Origin of the sequence: Pseudoxanthomonas jiangsuensis, from assembly GCF_010093185.1 — a bacterium.
In the GTDB taxonomy this organism is placed as follows: Bacteria; Pseudomonadota; Gammaproteobacteria; order Xanthomonadales; family Xanthomonadaceae; genus Pseudoxanthomonas; species Pseudoxanthomonas jiangsuensis.
The window spans coordinates 152999-170470 of sequence record NZ_PDWL01000004.1; the positions used below are offsets into that span (position 1 = coordinate 152999).

Annotated in this window: 16 protein-coding genes; 6 read left to right on the forward strand and 10 right to left on the reverse strand. The window is 72.1% G+C overall.

Annotation, left to right across the window (positions count from 1 at the left end):
* Positions 1-169 precede the first annotated feature (169 nt).
* A complete protein-coding gene (locus CSC62_RS04255; protein ID WP_162404926.1) occupies positions 170-1519 on the forward strand; it encodes an NTP/NDP exchange transporter in 1350 nt (449 codons plus the stop codon).
* A gap of 16 nt (positions 1520-1535) precedes the next feature.
* Here CSC62_RS04255 and CSC62_RS04260 read toward each other — a convergent pair whose 3' ends face one another.
* The 4 genes from CSC62_RS04260 to CSC62_RS04275 all read right to left on the reverse strand — a co-directional run bounded on the left by CSC62_RS04260 (position 1536) and on the right by CSC62_RS04275 (position 5948).
* Positions 1536-1913, reverse strand: coding sequence for a hypothetical protein (locus CSC62_RS04260; protein ID WP_162404927.1), 378 nt, complete (start codon positions 1911-1913; stop codon positions 1536-1538).
* Positions 1914-1930: 17 nt separating this feature from the next.
* On the reverse strand, positions 1931-2410 hold the full coding sequence (locus CSC62_RS04265; protein WP_162404928.1) for a hotdog fold domain-containing protein: 480 nt from the start codon (positions 2408-2410) through the stop codon (positions 1931-1933).
* A 128-nt stretch (positions 2411-2538) separates the two neighbouring features.
* Entirely contained in the window at positions 2539-5010 is a 2472-nt protein-coding gene (locus tag CSC62_RS04270; protein WP_162404929.1) for an acyl-CoA dehydrogenase, read from the reverse strand.
* Positions 5007-5948 (reverse strand): alpha/beta fold hydrolase, encoded by a 942-nt coding sequence (locus CSC62_RS04275; RefSeq protein ID WP_162404930.1) that lies wholly within the window; start codon positions 5946-5948, stop codon positions 5007-5009. Before CSC62_RS04275 ends, CSC62_RS04270 begins: the two co-directional genes overlap by 4 nt.
* Before the next feature lie 151 nt (positions 5949-6099).
* Between CSC62_RS04275 and CSC62_RS04280 the strand changes: the two genes are divergently transcribed.
* Complete coding sequence (locus tag CSC62_RS04280) at positions 6100-6696, forward strand: TetR/AcrR family transcriptional regulator (RefSeq protein ID WP_162404931.1); 597 nt, start codon at positions 6100-6102, stop codon at positions 6694-6696.
* 7 nt (positions 6697-6703) lie between these two features.
* Here the strand turns inward: CSC62_RS04280 and pepQ are convergent, their stop codons facing one another.
* From pepQ to rph, 6 genes are all read right to left on the reverse strand, one after another.
* A complete protein-coding gene (gene pepQ, locus CSC62_RS04285; RefSeq protein ID WP_162404932.1) occupies positions 6704-8026 on the reverse strand; it encodes a Xaa-Pro dipeptidase in 1323 nt (440 codons plus the stop codon).
* A gap of 63 nt (positions 8027-8089) precedes the next feature.
* Entirely contained in the window at positions 8090-8434 is a 345-nt protein-coding gene (locus CSC62_RS04290; RefSeq protein WP_162404933.1) for a PilZ domain-containing protein, read from the reverse strand.
* Positions 8431-10839, reverse strand: coding sequence for a DUF1631 domain-containing protein (locus CSC62_RS04295; RefSeq protein ID WP_162404934.1), 2409 nt, complete (start codon positions 10837-10839; stop codon positions 8431-8433). The genes CSC62_RS04290 and CSC62_RS04295 overlap by 4 nt, the downstream gene beginning before the upstream one ends.
* Before the next feature lie 141 nt (positions 10840-10980).
* On the reverse strand, positions 10981-12138 hold the full coding sequence (gene hemW, locus CSC62_RS04300; RefSeq protein WP_162404935.1) for a radical SAM family heme chaperone HemW: 1158 nt from the start codon (positions 12136-12138) through the stop codon (positions 10981-10983).
* Positions 12139-12295: 157 nt separating this feature from the next.
* Positions 12296-12904, reverse strand: coding sequence for an RdgB/HAM1 family non-canonical purine NTP pyrophosphatase (gene rdgB / locus CSC62_RS04305; protein ID WP_162404936.1), 609 nt, complete (start codon positions 12902-12904; stop codon positions 12296-12298).
* Positions 12904-13632 (reverse strand): ribonuclease PH, encoded by a 729-nt coding sequence (gene rph, locus CSC62_RS04310; protein WP_162404937.1) that lies wholly within the window; start codon positions 13630-13632, stop codon positions 12904-12906. The genes rdgB and rph overlap by 1 nt, the downstream gene beginning before the upstream one ends.
* Before the next feature lie 136 nt (positions 13633-13768).
* Here rph and CSC62_RS04315 point away from each other — a divergent pair, with 136 nt between their 5' ends.
* The 4 genes from CSC62_RS04315 (at position 13769) to CSC62_RS04330 (ending at position 17343) form a co-directional block, all read left to right on the forward strand.
* On the forward strand, positions 13769-14629 hold the full coding sequence (locus tag CSC62_RS04315; protein WP_162404938.1) for a YicC/YloC family endoribonuclease: 861 nt from the start codon (positions 13769-13771) through the stop codon (positions 14627-14629).
* A 5-nt stretch (positions 14630-14634) separates the two neighbouring features.
* On the forward strand, positions 14635-15246 hold the full coding sequence (gene gmk / locus CSC62_RS04320; protein ID WP_162404958.1) for a guanylate kinase: 612 nt from the start codon (positions 14635-14637) through the stop codon (positions 15244-15246).
* Between the two features lie 125 nt (positions 15247-15371).
* A complete protein-coding gene (gene rpoZ / locus CSC62_RS04325) occupies positions 15372-15671 on the forward strand; it encodes a DNA-directed RNA polymerase subunit omega (protein ID WP_162404939.1) in 300 nt (99 codons plus the stop codon).
* Between the two features lie 169 nt (positions 15672-15840).
* A complete protein-coding gene (locus CSC62_RS04330; protein WP_162404940.1) occupies positions 15841-17343 on the forward strand; it encodes a hypothetical protein in 1503 nt (500 codons plus the stop codon).
* Positions 17344-17472 lie beyond the last annotated feature (129 nt).

Sequence of the window (17472 nt, forward strand, 5' to 3'; positions counted from 1 at the left end):
GGCCGCTGGCGATGCTGTCGGCGGACGCCGGCCGGGCGCAAGCCCCCGCCGCCGGCGGGATGCTGCGGGCCGCGGTCGGCGCTGGCGATGTTGCAGTGCATCGGATACCGTGCGCGCCTGAGGCCCGGCCGGCGACGCCAGGCCGGTGCCATTCCCCAGGAAGTCCCCGATGAACCCCGCAGACGCGGCGTCCTCCCGGCTCGCCCGGTTCCGCTCGGCGCTGTCCGATTCGCCCCCCTTGCTGTGGGCGTTCGTGTACTTCTTCTGCCTGCTCAGCGGCTACTACGTGCTGCGGCCGGTGCGCGACGCGATGGGGGCATCGAGCGAGGTCGAAGCGGTGTTCCCGCCGGAGATGATCGGCTTCTTCGCCGCGCACGGCATCCCGCTGAAGGAGCTGATCCTGCAGGTGCTCTCCACCTGTTCCTTCGTCCTGATCCTGGTCGCGCAGCCGCTCTACGGCGCGCTGGTCAGCCGCTTCCCCCGCCGGGTGTTCCTGCCGGTGCTGTTCGGCTTCTTCATCCTGTGCCTGCTCGGGTTCCACCTGCTGTTCGACAGCGCGGTCGCCGGGCGCGGGCTGGCGTTCTTCCTGTGGGTGACGGTGTTCAACGTGTTCTCGGTGGCGGTGTTCTGGAGCTTCATGGCCGACGTGTTCTCCCATGCCGAGGCGAAGAAGTACTACGGCTACATCGGCGCCGCCGGCACCGTCGGCGCGTTCACCGGCCCGCTCATCACCCGGGTGCTGGCCGAAAGGGTCGGCCTCGCCAACCTGATGCTGGTATCCGCCGCGTTCCTGGTCGCGTGCGTGGTGTGCATCTGGCGCCTGCGCCGCTGGGCCCTGCAGCGCGAGGCGAAGGTCGGCCGCGACAACGAGAGCGCGATGGGCGGCGACGTGCTGGCCGGGTTGAAGCTGATCGCGAAGGAGCCCTTGCTGCGCTGGCTGGCGGTGCTGGTGTTCCTGGGCGTGGGCATCGGCCAGCTGCTCTACAACCAGCAGGCGGTGATCGCGCGCGAGGGCTTCGCCACCGCCGAGGCGCGCACCGCCTACTACGCCGGCATCGACATCGCGGTGAACGTGCTGACCCTGATCGTGCAGCTGTTCGCCACCCGCTGGCTGCTGTCGCGGTTCGGGCTGGCGCCGGTGCTGCTGATCCCGATGGCGGCCCTGCTGCTCGGGTTCGCGGTGCTGACCGCCTCGCCGCTGCCGATCGTGGTCGGCATCGTCCAGGTGGTGACCCGTTCCAACGAGTTCTCGCTGATGAAGCCCGGACGCGAGACCATCTACACCCGGGTCGACCGGCAGTGGCGCTACAAGGCCGGCGCGGCGATCGACACGGCCTTCTTCCGCGGCGGCGAGCTCACCTTCTCCTGGACGTTCAAGGCGCTTTCGGTCTTCGGCTCGCACGTGGTGTTCGGCGCCGGTTTCCTGGTCGCCGGGGTCATGACCGCCAGTGCGTGGCGGCTGCTGCGCGAGGAGCGCAAGCTACCCGACGGGCGCCAGGGGACGTCGCCGGCGGACTGACCGCCTGCCGCGGCGTTCAGCCCAGCAGAGGCAGCGCGAACAGGATCATGCCCAGCACGAACAGGGCGGTCAGCGCGCGGACCAGGCGATGGTCCACCGGCAGGAACACGAACTGCTCGACCGTGCGCCCGGCCCAGAACAGGGCCATGAACGCCAGCACGGCGCGGCCCAGCGGCGTGCCGCGCAGTTCGTCCGGATACAGCAGGCACAGCACGCCGATACCGGCGAACAGGTAGACCAGGCGCAAATTGAGAATCTGGACGATGGCCCGCGTCGGCAGGCCGACCTTGGCCAGTTCGCGCTTCCAGCCGAACAGCTTCCAGAACGCCAGGTGGAAGGCGGCGAAGCCGAAGCTGTGCAGGGCGCAGAGCAGGAGCGGCAGGTCCGGTCGCATCGCGGTTCTCCCGGGTGTCAGCCGGCGCGGGCCGGCTTCGGCGACACCCGCATCGCGATGCGGGCGCGGAACACGGTCTCGCCGGCGTCGTCGCGCACCGCCACCGTGACCGGCAGGTCGTAGCCCTCGGCCGACTCGACCAGCGGGATGTCCGGGGTGGCGACGGCGTGCATGCGGCCCACGGCCTTCTTCAGGTATTCCACCGTCATCCCGCGCGGGATCCAGCGCATCGATGCCGGCAGGCTGGCGTCGGTCATCACCCCGGCGGCCAGTTCGGCCAGGTTGCACAGGGCGATCGCGTGCACGGTGCCGATGTGGTTGCTGACCCTGCGCCGGTGCCGGATCGTGGCCTCGCAGCGGCCCGGCTCCAGCGCGGTGATGCGCGGGGCGATGCTGGCGAAGTACGGCGCCTTCAGGCAGACCGCGCGCGAGAACAGCCAGTCGCCGGCGGGCCAGCGCCGCAGGCGGCGGTACAGCTCGAGCAGGCGGTTGGACATGGAGGAGCTCCTCGGGATGAAGGCGCCGGCAGTGGCGCGCACGCGACGCAGGCCGCCGCGGATGCGGAAACGGCGGGCCGAAGCCCGCCGTTTCCAGGTATCGCCGGTCCGCCGCGTGGCGGCGGCGGTCAGGCCGCCTCGCGGGTGCCGGCGGCGGGCTTGTCGTAGTAGCTGGCCGCGCGCAGCTCGTGGGCGTCGAAGTCGTCCACGGTGATCGTGTCCAGGGTCAGCGCGCGCAGCTCTTCCAGCAGCTTGCGCTCCTCGGCGGTGATTCCGCCCTCGGCCACCGCCTCGTCCAGCTGCGGGCCGAACTCCAGCGCTTCGATGCCCTTGGTCTTGAGCGCCTTGAGGAACTTGCGCTCCACCGGCTCGGCCTGCACCGCCTTGGCCAGGTAGCTGTCGATCCGGCCGCCGGGGTTGTTCTCGCACGGGGTCAGGAACACGCCGGTGCCCAGGCGGTCGCGGGCCTCGTTCGGGGTCATCAGCAAGGCGGCGACGCGGCGGTTGAGGCGGTCGCCCGGGGCCTCGGCGCGGCGGCCGAACGGGAACACCAGTACCCACAGCAGCCACCCCACCGGGCGGATCGGGAAGTTGCGCAGGGCGGCGCTGAGCGAGGTCTCGATCTGATGGAAGCTGTTGTACATGCTCCAGGCCAGCAGGGGCTTGTCCGCTTCCGGCGCGCCCTCGTCGTGGTGGCGCTTGAGCACCGCGCCGGCCATGTACAGGTGGCTGAGCACGTCGCCCAGGCGCCCGGACAGCGATTCCTTGAACTTCAGCTTGCCGCCCAGCAGCAGCATCGACACGTCGGCCATCAGCGCCAGGTTGGCGGCGTAGCGGTCGAGCTTGCGGAAGAACGGACGGGTGTAGGCGTCGCCGGGGGCACCGCCGATCTTCGAGCCGGTGATGCCGAACCAGAACGAGCGGAAGGCGTTGGAGATGCCATAGCGCACGTGCCCGGCCAGGCTCTCGTCGAAGCTCTCCAGGGCGGCGGCGCGGTCGGGCTCCTGCGCGGCCTTCATCTCCTTCATCACCCACGGATGGCACAGGATCGCGCCCTGGCCGAAGATCAGCAGGCTGCGGGTCATGATGTTGGCGCCCTCGACGGTGATGCCGATCGGCGCGGCCTGCCAGTTGCGGCCGGCGAAGTTGCGCGGGCCCAGGATGATGCCCTTCCCGCCGATCACGTCCATCACGTCGGTGACGACCTCGCGGCCCATGTTGTTGCAGTGGTACTTGGCGATCGCCGAGGGCACCGAGGGCACGTCGCCGCGGTCGACCGCCGCGGCGGTGGCCTGCGACAACGCGCTGATGGTGTAGGCCTTGCCGCCGATCCGGGCCAGCGCTTCCTCCACGCCCTCGAAGCGGCCGACCGACAGGCCGAACTGCTTGCGGATGCGGGCGTAGGCGCCGGTGACCCGGGCGCCGAACTTGGCGCCGCCGGAAGCGGTCGAGGGCAGGGTGATCGAGCGGCCCACGGCCAGGCACTCGTTGAGCATGTTCCAGCCCTTGCCGGCCATCTCCGCGCCGCCGATCAGCTGGCTCAGCGGGATGAACACCTCGCGGCCGCGGATCGGGCCGTTCTGGAACGGCGAGTTGAGGGGGAAGTGGCGGCGGCCGATCTCGACCCCCGGGGTCTCGCGCGGCAAAAGCGCCAGGGTGATGCCGATGTCCTTGGTGTCGCCGAGCAGGCCGTCCGGGTCGTACATGCGGAAGGCCAGGCCGACCAGGGTCGCCACCGGCGCCAGGGTGATGTAGCGCTTGTCGAAGGTCAGCTTGACGCCGACCACCTGGGCGCCGTTCCACTCGCCGGTGCAGACGATGCCGAAGTCCGGGATCGAGGTGGCGTCGGAGCCGGCGAACGGGCCGGTCAGGCCGAAGCAGGGGACCTCCTGGCCGACGGCCAGGCGCGGCAGGTAGTAGTCCTTCTGCTCCTTGGTGCCGTAGTGGTTGAGCAGCTCGCCCGGACCCAGCGAGTTGGGCACGCCGACGGTGGAACTGACCACCGAGGAGATCGAGGCGATCTTCTGGATCACCTTGTGGTGGGCCAGCGCGGAGAAGCCCAGGCCGCCGTATTCCTTCGGGATGATCATGCCGAAGAATTTGTTCTTCTTGATGAAGTCCCACAGCTCCGGCGGCAGGTCGGCGTGGACGTGGGTGATCTCCCAGTCGTTGACCATCCGGCACAGCTCTTCCACCGGGCCGTCGAGGAAGGCCTGCTCCTCGGCCGTCAGCTGCGGCTTGGGATAGTTGAGCAGCAGGTTCCAGTCCGGGTCGCCGGTGAACAGCTCGCCCTCGAAGCCGACCGAGCCGGTCTCCAGCGCGATCCGCTCGGTCTGCGACAGCGGCGGCAGGATCCGGCGGAACACGTTGAGCAGCGGCGCCACGATCAGCGGCTTGCGGATGAAGGGCAGCAGCAAAGGCACCGCGACCAGCGCCGAGACGATGGCCACCACCGCGGTGGCGGTGCGGTGCGCGCCGAGCAGCCAGCAGGCGACCAGGGCGACGGCCAGCAACGCGGCCCAGGTGGCCAGCCGCAGCCGGTGGTAGGCGGCGAATCCTCCGATCAGGACGAACGCCAGGATGGGCGCGGCAATGCTCATGGGTTTGCTCCGGTGACGGGCGCTGGAGCCCGGTGCGCGAGGGAAGGCTGGCCGGTCCCCTCGGTCCGGTCCAGTTCCGCCAGATAGTCCAGCACGGTGGCGGTAAAACGGTCGTTGTCGTCGCCGGCCAGCATATGCGTGGCGTCGGCGAGCTGCACGTGGCGCGCGTGGGGCGCCAGTTCGAGGAAATCGGCGACGGTGCGGTCGGACACCAGGTCGCTGCGGCCGCCGCTGACCAGCAGGAGCGGGCAGCGCACGGCGCGGGTGGCCTCGGCGATCGCGTCCTGGTGCCGGTCGCTGTCGCGGGCCAGTTCGTCGACCAGGCGCGGGTCCCAGTGCCAGCGCCAGCGGCCGTCGCCGCCCTCGCGCAGCAGTTCGCGCAGGGAGCCGGGCGACTTGCGGCCCTGGCGGTGCGGCAGGTAGGCGGTGACGCTCCCGGCGGCCTGCTCCAGCGAGGCGAAGCCATCGGGGAAGGCGGTCATGAAGCCGAGGATGCGTTCCAGCCCGGCGGTTTCCCAGCGCGGGGTGATGTCGACCAGGACCATGGCCCGGAACAGGCCCGGCCAGCGCGCTTCGGCCAGCAGCCCGAACAGCCCGCCCATCGAGGCGGCCACCAGCACCGGCGGCCGCGGCAGTTCGCCGGCCAGCACGATCAGGTCGTCTGTGAACTGCTGGCCGGTGTAGGCCTCGCCGGCGGCGTTGCGGCCGGAGCCGCCGTGGCCGCGGGCGTCGTAGGCCAGGCCGGCGTGGCCGCGGCCGGCGAGCGCGGCCGCGGTGGCCGACCAGGCGCGCCGGGTCTGGCCGAAGCCGTGGGCGAACAGGATTGCCGGTGTGGCGGCGGTCGCCGAGGCGTCGTGCCGGGTCGCGGCCAGGTCGATGCCTGCGCCCTGCAACGACAGGTCGAACGAAGACACGGCGGCGGGCGGAGCGAATTCCATACTGAATGGTATGGACGCCGGCCGGGCAAAGTCAATACGAAGGCGTATGGCGTTGCAGCAAAGACCGTATGGACGGCAAGCCCCTGTCCCGACTCGGTTTCCACCGCAACGGCGTACTGCAACGCACTGCGGCGTATGGTTAAATCGGTGCATGAACACGACCCCGGACCCTGCACCCACCTCTCCCGCCCCCGCCCGTGGCGCCCGCCTGAGCGCGGCCGACTGGGCCCAGGTGGCCCTCGATGTCATCGCCGAACAGGGCGTGTCCGCGGTCGCGGTCGAGCCGCTGGCGCGCCGCCTGGGCGTGACCAAGGGCAGCTTCTACTGGCATTTTCCTTCGCGCGACGCCCTGCTGCAGGCCGCTTTGGAGCGCTGGGAGGAGGTGGAGCAGGAGCAGGTGTTCGGCAGCCTGGAGGAAGTGCCCGACCCGCGCGAGCGCCTGCGCATGCTGTTCCAGCTGGTCGGCCACGAGACCAAGCCGCACGCGATCTACAGCGAGCTGCTCAAGGCGCTGGAGCACCCGGCGGTCGGCCCGGTGATCCAGCGCGTGTCGCAAAGGCGCCTGGAGTACCTCACCGCCTCCTTCCGCCAGGCCGGCCTGGGCCGGAACGAATCGCAGAACCGCGCGCGCCTGACCTACGCCGCCTACGTCGGCTTCCTGCAGCTGCGCCCGCAGCAGCCGAAGATGACCCACGAGGAGTTCGAGGAATACCTCGAGCACGTGATCAATACCCTGATTCCGGTGTGAGCGGCGCCTAGTCCGCGAACGCCGGCCGGGTCAGGTTCTCCGGCGCGGCGTCGGTGCACAGCACATCGTCCTCGATCCGGATGCCGCCATAGGGGCGGAAGGCGTCCACCCGCGCCCAGTCGACGCTGGCGGCGTGGCCGTTCTTCTTCACCTCGTCCAGCAGCATGTCGATGAAGTACACGCCCGGCTCGATGGTCACCACCATCCCCGGCTCCAGCACCCGGGTCATGCGCAGGTAGGGATGGCCGTCCGGGCGCGGGATCGTGCCGCCGCGGTCGCTGGCGGCGAAGCCGGCCACGTCGTGCACCTGCAGCCCGATCGGATGGCCGAGGCCGTGCGGGAAGAACGCCGCGCTCACCCCGGTGGCCAGCGCCGCCTCCGGCGAGACCCTGAGCACGCCGAACTCACGCAGCACGCCCATCAGCGCCAGGTGGGCGTCGACGTGCAGCTGGCGGTAGTCGGCGCCGGCGCGCACGCCCGCGCACATCGCCTGCTGGGCCCGGTCCACCGCCTCGACCATCGCCTGGAACTCGCCGCCGCGGTCAGCCGCATAGGTGCGGGTGATGTCGGCGGCGTAGCCATGGTGGCTGGCGCCGGCGTCGATCAGGAAGCTGCGGGCCTGCGCGGGCGGGTCGCGGTCCAGCTCGGTGTAGTGCAGCACCGCGCCGTGCTCGTTGAGGGCAACGATGTTCTGGTACGGGACCTCGGTGGCGTCCTGGCGTGCGGCGGCGCAGTAGGTCATGTGGATCTCGAACTCGCTGGCGCCGGCGCGGAAGGCGCGCTCGGCGGCGCGGTGCGCGTGCGCGGCCCTGCGCTGGGCGATGCGCATCAGCGCGACCTCGTACGGGGTCTTGTACGAGCGCTGGTAGTGCAGGTAGTCGAGCGCGGCGGCCGGGTTGTCGGGGACGTAGCTGCCCAGGGCGCTGTTGGCCTCGCCGATGATCGCGCAGCGCTCCGGCGGCCCCGGCAGCAGTTGCAGGGCTTCCTCCGGGGTGCGGATCACCTCCACGTCCACGTGCCCGACCCACCAGCCGTTCGGCGCCTCGGGCACCACGTGCCAGTAGTCGAATGGCTGCAGGTAGATCACCTTCGGCCTGCGCCCGGGGCTGTAGGCGATCCAGCTGTCGGCGACGCCGGTCAGCGGCAGCCAGTGCTTGAAGTGCGGGTTGACCGCGAACGGGTAGTCGCGGTCGTCGAACACCTGGTAGTGGCGGCGACCGCTGGGGATCAGCAGGTGTTCGCGGCCACTGCGCGCCAGCGCCTCGTCGGCGCGCGCGGTCAGCACGGCCAGGTGCTGGGGATAGAGCAGGGCGGGATCGGCGGTGGTCATGCGGGCGAAGCGGAAGCGGGACAGGCGGCCAGTTTGCCCGACGCGGGCTGAGCGCAGGCTGCCTCAGTGCGAGGTGTCCTCGCCCGCTTTGACCCAGTCGCGCACGTGGCCGCGCTGCTCGTCGGAGATGGTCAGGAAGCGGAAACCGCACCAGGCCTGGCCGGGGGTGTTGGCCGCGCCCGACCACAGCAGGTGCACGCCGACCACGATCGACGTGCCCTGGCGGCCGCCGAGCTGGAACCGCAGCTGGTACAGCGCATCCTCGTGCAGGGGTACCGAGGCCAGCAGCAGCATGCCCGACTCGGACAGGTTGCCCAGGTGGCCGACCACCTCGTCGGTCATCATGTCCACCACCGGGACGCTCTCGGCGACCTGGCGGCGCGGGGCGCGGCGGGCTTCGTGGATCATGCGCCGGCCGCTCCCAGCTCGCCCATCGCGTCCGGCCTGCCGGCCAGCCCGCGCAGGGCGCGCAGGGTGGCGTGCCAGGCGCGGTCGATCAGGCGGCCCTTGTCCTCGGTGACGATCCGCGCCTGGCCCTGGGCCATCAGCCGCGCCAGGCTGTCCAGCGACTGCTCGCCGACCTTCTGCCCGCGGGCGTTGACGAACAGCGCGTTGTCGGTGACCGGGCTGTACCAGGACAGCCTTTGCCGGCGCAGGTCGCCCTGCTGGTTGAGCACGAACTCGAACCAGGTACCGAACGGCAGCGTGCGCAGGTGCTGGTAGCACGCCTGCTCGGCCTCGCTGCGCGGCGGCAGGTGGACCTTGCGGGCTTCGGCCTGCTCGCCCTCGCCCAGGCGCGCGCGCGCCTTGAGCTTGGCGGTCAGCTCGGTGCGCGAGGTGGCCTCGTCGTCGTCGCTGCGCGAGAGCCGGCGTGCGATCGCGCTGGCCTCGTCCTCGTGGTAGCCGACCTGGCGCAGGGCGCCGTCGATCTGCCCGGCCAGGGCCGGATCGGCGGGCGCGTCGCCGGCGCAGGTGATCTCGACGATGCGCGCGGTGGCCGCCTCGCGCTCGCGCCATTCCTCCGAGTCCTCGCCGTGGCGCAGCGCGGTCAGGGTCAGCACGTCGGCCCAGGCCTGGCTCAGCAGGGCCTGCACGAACTGCGGCGGCTTGCGCCCGCCCAGGCGCGCGGCGATCGCCTCGGCCGCGCGGCGCTTGGCCGTCTCCAGGCGGTCGCGGCCGCGCGCGGCCTCGACCTGGCGGCGCTCGCTGACCTCGGCCTTGCGCGCCTGCGCGCGGTGGTGCTCCTGGACCTCGCGGTTGGCGCGCTCGAACACGGTCTCGTCGCCGTCGTAGTCCTCGACCACGCGCTCGACCGCCTTCTCCAGGCGCTGGACCAGGTGCGGGTCGGCGTCGTCGTCGGCCAGCCAGGTGGCGCCGGACTCGGCCACCGAGTTGAGCAGCTCGCGCGCCGGATGCTGGTCGCGGACGAAGAAGCTGCGGTCCTGGACCGCGGCGCGCGCCACCGGCACCTGCAGGCGTTCGAGCAGGTTCTGCGCCGGCGCGTCCTGGTGCACCTCGCGGCCGATCTCGTGGTAGAGCATGCCGAGCAGGTCGAAGGTGTCGCTGTGCTCGGGCGACAGGCCGGCCTCGGGGCCATGTGCCTCGCGCATGCGCTCGAGCATCGCCCGGCGCAGGTCGTCCATGGTCCGCCGCGCGCGCCCGTGCGGGCGCAGGGGCGGCGCCGACTGCAGGGTGCCGAGGACGTTGACCACCGCGTCCACCGGCAGGATCAGGCCCGGGGTCGGCGGCGGCACCGGCGAAGCCTTGCCCGCCGCCGCGCCGCGGTGTTCGGACAGCATGTTCTGCAGGGCGGCGAACACCGCCTGCTCGGGCAGTTCGCCCGGCTGGCCCGGTGCGGCCGTCGCCGCACCGGCAGCGCCGCCGGCGGCCGCGGATCCGGCCTCGCCATCGGCCGGCGCAGCGGAGGCCATGCCGGCGCCGGCGGGGCCGCCGCGCGAGGCCAGCCCGGCCAGCAGGGCGCCGCTCCAGCCCGAGTGCCGGGCCTGGCCCTGCCAGCCGGTCATCGGCCGCTGGCTGGCGGCGCCGGCCGAGCCGGTCACCGGCGGCCGCCGGCTCTGGCCGGCGGTGCGCGGGCGGTAGGGCAGGTACACCAGGCCGGGCAGCACGCCCTCGTGGGCCAGCAGTACGTTGAGCCGTTCCACCAGTTCGCCGTAGCGCTCGATCACCTGGCGCTCGAACACCCGGTACAGCAAAAGCTGCGAATCCAGGTTCATGTGCAGCGCCTCGCCGGCGTCGCGCAGGACCCGGCACAAAGCGTGCGGGCCGACCGGCAGCCGCTCTGGATCGAACGCCGGGCGCGCGGCGAGCACGCCGAAGCGCTGGCCCAGCAGCAGCAGCGGTGTGCCGCCGCGCTGGCTCTCGCGCCGGGCGATCTCGCGCAGGACGATGTCGCGGTCCAGGTCAGTGTCCTCGACCAGGGTCAGGCGCTGGAACTGCACGGGATCCTCGGGCTCCTCCGGCAGGGGCAGCTCGGTTTCCGGCGCCTCGCGCAGGCGCGCCAGCGAGGCCTCCAGCCCGGCCAGGTAGCGTGGCACCAGGTCGGCGCGATGCTGGCGCAGGTGCTGCAGTTCGGAGAAGTGTTCGGCCTGGTGCTGGCTGCTGCGGGCGCGGTCGGCCTGCTTGAACAGCTGCCGCTCGAACTCGTTCAGGGCCAGGTTGAGCGAGGTGGACAGGCTCTGCGCCGCCAGCGCGTTGACCGCTTCCAGGATGTGGCGCACGCGCGCCGGCAACGCGGCGCTGGCCAGCGTCGTCGGTGCGGTACCGGACGAGGCGGATTGGGCGTGGGCGGACATCGGCGGCTTGTTTCCCCTATCGGCGAGGTATTTATCACGTTTCGCGCGGGGCCGGCCAGCGCGCTGACACCGGTGGATGCGACCGGCAGCCCGCGACATTCGCACGGCCCCGTAAGGAGCCGCGGGCCGGCGGGAGCGTACCTACAGGAACAGCTCGATCACGTCGTTGGCGAAGCGCCGGCCCAGGGCGGTGGGCCGCACCCGGCTGTCCTCCAGCCGCAGCCATTCGCGTTCGCGCGCGCATGCGAGAGCATCGGTGATGCTGTCCCGGGACAGGCCGGTGCGGACCTCGAAATCGGCCAGGTCGAAGCCTTCGTGCAGGCGCAGGGCGTTGAGCATGTATTCGAACGGGCGCTGCTCCGGAGCGATCCGGTCGTCGCCACCGATCGCCTGCGCGCCGCCGGCCGCGGCCATGTAAGTGGCGGGATGCTTGTGCTTCCAGCGGCGCAGGATCGCCTGCTCGGCGCCGAGGGTGATCTTGCCGTGGGCGCCGGCGCCGATCCCGAGGTAGTCGCCGTAGCGCCAGTAGTTGAGGTTGTGCGCGCATTGCCGTCCCGGACGGGCGTAGGCGCTGGTCTCGTAGTGGTCGTAGCCGGCGTCGGCCAGCAAGGCCTGGCAGCGCTCCTGGATGTCCCAGGCCGCGTCGTCGTCGGGAATGCCCTTGGGCGGCCGGGCGAAGAACACCGTGTTCGGTTCCAGGGTCAGCTGGTAATGGCTGACATGCGCCGGCTGCAGGGCGAAGGCGCGTTCCAGGTCGCGCTCGGCCATGGCCAGGTCCTGGCCGGGCAGGGCGTACATCAGGTCCAGGTTGAGGTTGTCGAAGCCGGCGTCCTGGGCCAGCTTCACCGCCGATTCCGCCTCGCCGCTGTCGTGGATCCGGCCCAGCCGCGCCAGGCAGCCGTCGTCGAAGCTCTGGATGCCGAAGCTGATCCGGTTGACCCCGGCGGCGCGGTAGCCGTCGAAGCGACCGTGCTCGGCGGTGCCGGGATTGGCCTCCAGGGTGATCTCCACGTCAGGCGCGAAGCGCAGCCTAGCCGAGGCCGCCTGCAGGATCCGGTCGATGGCTTCCGGCGGGAACAGGCTCGGAGTACCGCCACCGAAGAACACGCTGTGCACGGTGCGGCCCCACACCAGCGGCAGGTCGTGCTCCAGGTCGCGGACCAAGGCGTCGACGTAGGCGTCGAACGGCAGCCCGCCCTTGCCAGCGTGCGAGTTGAAGTCGCAATACGGGCATTTGCGTACGCACCAGGGCAGGTGCACGTACAGCGACAAGGGTGGCGGGATCAGGGCGGGCGTCATGGGGCGGAGCGGGGAATGGGCGGAACAGCGAACGGAGAATGAAAAGGGGGCGTGGATAGGCCCGTCGCCCCGGCGAAACGCTTCACAGCAGCCGAATGGCTGATCACGCCGGGATCCAGTGACTTTCCCGGGACGCCAGCAGTGCCGGGGCTGGGCTTCAGCGCAGCGCGGCCAGCGCCTCGGGCAGGCGCGCGCGCAGCTGCTCCAGGGCGCGGCCACGGTGGCTGATGCGGTTCTTCAGCGCCGGATCCAGTTCGGCCGCCGACAGCCCGCGTTCGGGATCCAGGAACACCGGGTCGTAGCCGAAGCCGCCGGCGCCGCGCGGCGTCTCCAGGATCGTCCCTGGCCAGCTGCCTTCGGCGACCAGCGGCTGCGGGTCCTCGGCGTGGCGCAGGAGCACGATCACCGCGTGGAAATGCGCGCTGCGGCGTGCCGGCGGCACGCCGTCCAGCTCGCGCAGGAGGCGGGCGATGTTCGCGGCGCTGTCGCCGTGGCCGCCGGCGTAGCGCGCCGAATACAGCCCCGGCGCGCCGCCGAGCGCGTCCACGCACAGGCCCGAGTCGTCGGCCAGCGCCGGCAGGCCGGTGATCCGCGCGGCGTGGCGCGCCTTGAGCAGGGCGTTCTCGACGAAGCTCAGCCCGGTCTCCTCGATGTCGTCCACGCCCAGCCGCGCCTGCGGCAGCAGCTCGACGTCCAGGTCGCCGAGCAGGGCGCCCAGTTCGCGCAGCTTGCCGGCGTTGCCGCTGGCCAGGACCAGGCGGGTCATCAGGCCTGCGCCAGGGCCGCCTGCTGCGCGGCCAGCAACTGGCGGATGCCGGTATCGGCCAGGGCCAGCAGGGCATCCAGTTCCTCGCGGCGGAAGGCGTGGCCTTCGGCCGTGCCCTGCAGCTCGATGAAGCCGCCGCCGTCGTTCATCACCACGTTCATGTCGGTGTCGCAGGCGCTGTCCTCGGCGTAGTCCAGGTCCAGCACCGGCACGCCCTGGTACACGCCGACCGAGACCGCGGCCACCGCACCGAATACCGGGTCGCGGGCGATCTCGCGCCGCTTGCGCAGCCAGCGCACCGCATCGACCAGGGCGACGTAGGCGCCGGTGATCGCCGCGGTGCGGGTGCCGCCGTCGGCCTGGAGCACGTCGCAGTCCAGGGTGATGGTGCGCTCGCCCAGGGCGCCGCGGTCGACGCAGGCGCGCAGGGTGCGGCCGATCAGGCGCTGGATCTCCAGGGTGCGTCCGCCCTGCTTGCCGCGCGCGGCCTCGCGGTCGGAGCGGGTGTGGGTGGAGCGCGGCAGCATGCCGTATTCGGCGGTGATCCAGCCTTCGCCCTTGCCGCGCAGGAACGCCGGGACCCTGTTGTCGACGCTGGCGGTGCACAGCACCCGGGTGTCGCCGAAGCTCACCAGCACCGAGCCTTCGGCATGGCGGGTGAAGCCGCGTTCGATGCGCACTTCGCGCAACTGGTCGGGAGCGCGGCCACTGGGACGGACGACGGTCATGGGGATTCCGGAAGGAGGGGAGAGGCGGTGCGCGGCTCGCGGCGCGAGGACGGCGCGGCGGCGGGGTGCCGCGATGGGCCGGCTAGATTACCATTCGCGCCTTGTCCCCACCGCCCGGACCGCCGGGAGACGCCGCATGATCCGCAGCATGACCGCCTTCGCCAGCGGCGAACGCGTCACTCCCTGGGGCGTGCTCGGTTGCGAGCTGCGCTCGGTCAACCACCGCTTCCTCGAGACCGGCCTGCGCCTGTCGGACGACCTGCGCGCGCTGGAATCGCAGCTGCGCGAGAAGGTCGCCGCGCGGGTGCAGCGCGGCAAGCTCGACCTGGCCATGCGCCTGCGCGCGCCGGAGGCGGCCAGCGGGCTGGCGGTCAACGAGTCCCTGCTGGAACAGCTCGGCGCGCTGGCCCAGCGCCTGGATCCGAAGTTCCCGCGGCTGCGGGTGGAGTTCACCCAACTGCTGCAGCTGCCCGGCGTGCTGCAGGCGCCGGCCGCCGACGGCGAGGCGCTGCAGGCGCAGGCGCTGGAACTGCTGGACCAGGTGCTGGACGAGTTCGTCGCCGCCCGCGGCCGCGAGGGCGCCAAGCTGGCCGCGGCGATCTCCGAGCGGGTGGATGCGATCGAGCGCATCGCCGGCGAAGTGAGAACCCTGATCCCGGCGATCCGCGAGGGCCAGCGCGCCAAGCTCGCCGCGCGCCTGGCCGACCTGCCGCACCCGGTCGATCCCGGCCGCGCCGAGCAGGAGCTGGTGATGTGGCTGCAGAAGCTGGACGTGGACGAGGAACTGGACCGGTTGGCCAGCCACATCGTCGAGATCCGCCGGATCCTCGGCCAGGGCCAGCCGGCCGGCCGCCGCCTGGACTTCCTGCTGCAGGAGTTCAACCGCGAGGCCAACACCCTGGGCTCGAAGTCGGTGGACGCGCGCACCTCGGCCGCCGCGGTCGAGCTGAAGGTGCTGATCGACCAGGTCCGAGAGCAGGTGCAGAACCTCGAATGAGCCAGATGCGCGGCACCCTCTTCATCGTCGCCGCACCCTCCGGGGCCGGCAAGTCCAGCATCGTCAACGCGGTCCTGGCGCGCGATCCGCAGATCCGGCTGTCGATCTCGTTCACCTCGCGCGCGCCGCGCCCGGGCGAGCGCCATGCCGAGCACTACCACTTCGTCTCCGCCGACGAGTTCCAGCGGATGATCGATGCCGGCGACTTCTTCGAGTACGCCCGCGTCCACGGCGACTGGAAGGGCACCGCGCGGCAGTCGGTGGAGCCGCAGCTGGCCGCCGGTCACGACGTGCTGCTGGAGATCGACTGGCAGGGCGCGGCCCAGGTCCGGGCCAAGGTGCCCGACGCGGTCAGCGTGTTCATCCTGCCGCCCTCGCGGCAGGCGCTGGAGGAGCGCATGCGCAAGCGCGGCCAGGACAGCGAGGCGGTGATCGCGCAGAGGCTGGCCGCCGCGCGCGAGGAGATGTCGCACTACGGCGACTTCGACTACGTGGTCGTCAACGAGGTGTTCGACACCGCGGTGGAGGAGATGTGCGCGGTGTTCACCGCCAGCCGCCTGCGGCGGGCGCAGCAGCAGGCGCGCCATGCCGGGCTGCTGCAGGCCCTGCTGGCCTGACGCGGCCGCAAGTGGTTGATTCGAAAGCGCTGTTCAGCCCGACGATTTGCGTTGCCGCGGCCCATGGCGTATGCTCCGCGCCCTTTCCCCATCCAGCATGACGGCCAGCGCCGTCGGGAGCCCCCATGGCCCGTATCACCGTCGAAGATTGCCTTGAAGTGGTCAACAACCGCTTCGAACTGGTCATGATGGCCGCCAAGCGCGCGCGCCAGCTGGCCAATGGCGTGCCGGCCACCCTGGACAACGGCGACGGCGACGACAAGCCGACCGTGCTGGCGCTGCGCGAGATCGCCGCCCGCACCGTCGACAACGCCCTGATCGACGAGGTCGAGAAGGCCGAGCGCGAGCGCGCCGAGCGCGAAGCCCTGGAATGGGCCGCCGCCGAGGTCGTGGCCGACGACGACCTGTCCAAGGGCGACGACTGAGCCGCGGCACAGCCTTCCCGCAACACGTTGTCCGACGGCCCGCCCTGCGCGGGCCGTTCGCGTTTCCGGCCCCCTGTTTCGGCCTTCGCCTGCACCCGCTCCATCTGCCGCGCTGCCGCGTCCGTGCGCGCTAAGCTCGCGCGATGACTGCGGTCGCCCCGATCTGAACATGTCCTCGCGCTCGCATCGCCGTCGCGCCTCGCCCGCGTTTTTCCTCGCTGCGGTCCGCCGCCGCTGGCCCTGGCTGCTGCTGGCGGCGGCGGTGCTGGCGACGATGCTGGTGCTGTTCCGGCAACCGCTCGCCGGCTGGCTGTGGCCGGCCAACCGGATCGACCTGCTGCTGGCCGAGGGCGACCGGGCCCTGGCCGAGGGCCGCCTCGACCGCGCCGACGGCCAGGGCGCGCGGCAGAAGTTCGAGGCCGCGCTGGCGCTGGACGGCGACCGCCGCGAGGCGCGCGAAGGCCTGGCCCGGGTCGGCCTGGCCGCATTGCAGCAGGCCCGCGAGGCGATCGCCCGCCGGCAATGGGAGCCGGCGCGCCGGCAACTCGCCCTGGCCGAAGTCCTGGAGGTGCCGCGCGCGCAGCTGGAAGCCGAACGCGCGCGGCTGCGCCGGGCCGAAGCCGCCGGCACCGACCTGGAGGCCCTGCGCGCCCGGGCGCAGGCGGCCCTGGCCGCAAATTCCCCTGAGGAAGCCTTGCCGCTGTTCGCGCGCTGGTTGTCCCTGCAGCCGGAGGACACCGCCGCCCTGGAGGGGCGCGAGGACGCGCTGTCGATGCTGCTGCAGCGTGCGCAACAGGCGTTGCAGGCTCAGGACCTCGCCGCGGCGGCGCGCTGGATCGCGCAGGTGCGCAGCTACGATCCGGGCCATGTCGAGCTGCCCGACGTGCAGTCGGGCTTCGCCCAGGCGCTGGATACGGAACTGCGCGGGGCCGGCCGTGACCTGGCCCGTGGGCGGCTCGATGCCGCCACCGCGCGCCTGCTCGCCTTGCGGGCGGCCGCGGCGGAGGAACCGGCGGTGGCCGCGGCCGCGCAGCGCGCCGCCGAGGCGCAGGCGGCGCACGCATTACGGCTGTCGGCCGATTTCCACTTCGATGCCGCGGAGCGGGCGCTGGCGCAGGCCCGGGACTTGGCGCCCGATGCCGCAGCGGTGGTCGCTGCCGGCCCCGAGCTGGCCCGCGACCGCGAAGCGGCGCGGCTGCGCGAGAAAGAGGCGGGCACGCCGCAGGCCGCCGCCCGGTTGCGGCGCTCCCTGCAGGAGATGGAGGCGGCGTGGCAGCGCGGTGCGTGGATCGCGCCGCCGGGCGCCAGCGCCTACGACCACCTGCGCACGGCCCAGGCCCTGGCGCCGGACGATCCTCGCGTCGCCGCCGCCGCGCGGAGACTGCAGGCGCGTGCCCGCGACTGCGTCGAGGCCTCCCTGCGCGGCAACCGCCTGGGCCAGGCCCAGGAATGCCACGACGCCTGGCAGGCGCTGGCGCCGCGCGATCCAGACCTGGCGGCGGTACGTCAGCGCCTGGCGCAGCGCTGGCTGGCGGTGGGCGAGGAGCGCCTGCGCGCGGGCGAACTGGAGGTGGCCGCGCGGGCCCTGGCCTCGGCGCGCCGGCTCGATCCGCGGGCGGAAGGCCTGGAGGCGTTCGCCGAGCGCCTGGAGCGCGCGCGCAGCAGCCGGTAGGAGCAGGTCTTGCCGGCGACCGTGGAGGCGGACGGATCATTGGCACCCCGTTTCACGCAGGCGCATCCCCCATGTAACGGCGGACTCCCTCCGAAGCCGGTGCGACCCGACGCTTCCGACTTTGCTGTT

Excerpts from the sequence above, each read along its gene's own strand:
- CSC62_RS04255 (WP_162404926.1), top strand. The coding sequence starts at position 170 with ATGAACCCCGCAGACGCGGCGTCCTCCCGGCTCGCCCGGTTCCGCTCG.
- rph (WP_162404937.1), bottom strand. The coding sequence starts at position 13,632 with ATGACCGTCGTCCGTCCCAGTGGCCGCGCTCCCGACCAGTTGCGCGAA.
- CSC62_RS04315 (WP_162404938.1), top strand. The coding sequence starts at position 13,769 with ATGATCCGCAGCATGACCGCCTTCGCCAGCGGCGAACGCGTCACTCCC.
- CSC62_RS04295 (WP_162404934.1), bottom strand. The coding sequence starts at position 10,839 with ATGTCCGCCCACGCCCAATCCGCCTCGTCCGGTACCGCACCGACGACG.
- CSC62_RS04330 (WP_162404940.1), top strand. The coding sequence starts at position 15,841 with ATGTCCTCGCGCTCGCATCGCCGTCGCGCCTCGCCCGCGTTTTTCCTC.
- CSC62_RS04260 (WP_162404927.1), bottom strand. The coding sequence starts at position 1,913 with ATGCGACCGGACCTGCCGCTCCTGCTCTGCGCCCTGCACAGCTTCGGC.
- pepQ (WP_162404932.1), bottom strand. The coding sequence starts at position 8,026 with ATGACCACCGCCGATCCCGCCCTGCTCTATCCCCAGCACCTGGCCGTG.
- rpoZ (WP_162404939.1), top strand. The coding sequence starts at position 15,372 with ATGGCCCGTATCACCGTCGAAGATTGCCTTGAAGTGGTCAACAACCGC.
- CSC62_RS04275 (WP_162404930.1), bottom strand. The coding sequence starts at position 5,948 with ATGGAATTCGCTCCGCCCGCCGCCGTGTCTTCGTTCGACCTGTCGTTG.
- CSC62_RS04270 (WP_162404929.1), bottom strand. The coding sequence starts at position 5,010 with ATGAGCATTGCCGCGCCCATCCTGGCGTTCGTCCTGATCGGAGGATTC.
- hemW (WP_162404935.1), bottom strand. The coding sequence starts at position 12,138 with ATGACGCCCGCCCTGATCCCGCCACCCTTGTCGCTGTACGTGCACCTG.
- CSC62_RS04265 (WP_162404928.1), bottom strand. The coding sequence starts at position 2,410 with ATGTCCAACCGCCTGCTCGAGCTGTACCGCCGCCTGCGGCGCTGGCCC.
- rdgB (WP_162404936.1), bottom strand. The coding sequence starts at position 12,904 with ATGACCCGCCTGGTCCTGGCCAGCGGCAACGCCGGCAAGCTGCGCGAA.
- CSC62_RS04290 (WP_162404933.1), bottom strand. The coding sequence starts at position 8,434 with ATGATCCACGAAGCCCGCCGCGCCCCGCGCCGCCAGGTCGCCGAGAGC.
- gmk (WP_162404958.1), top strand. The coding sequence starts at position 14,635 with ATGCGCGGCACCCTCTTCATCGTCGCCGCACCCTCCGGGGCCGGCAAG.
- CSC62_RS04280 (WP_162404931.1), top strand. The coding sequence starts at position 6,100 with ATGAACACGACCCCGGACCCTGCACCCACCTCTCCCGCCCCCGCCCGT.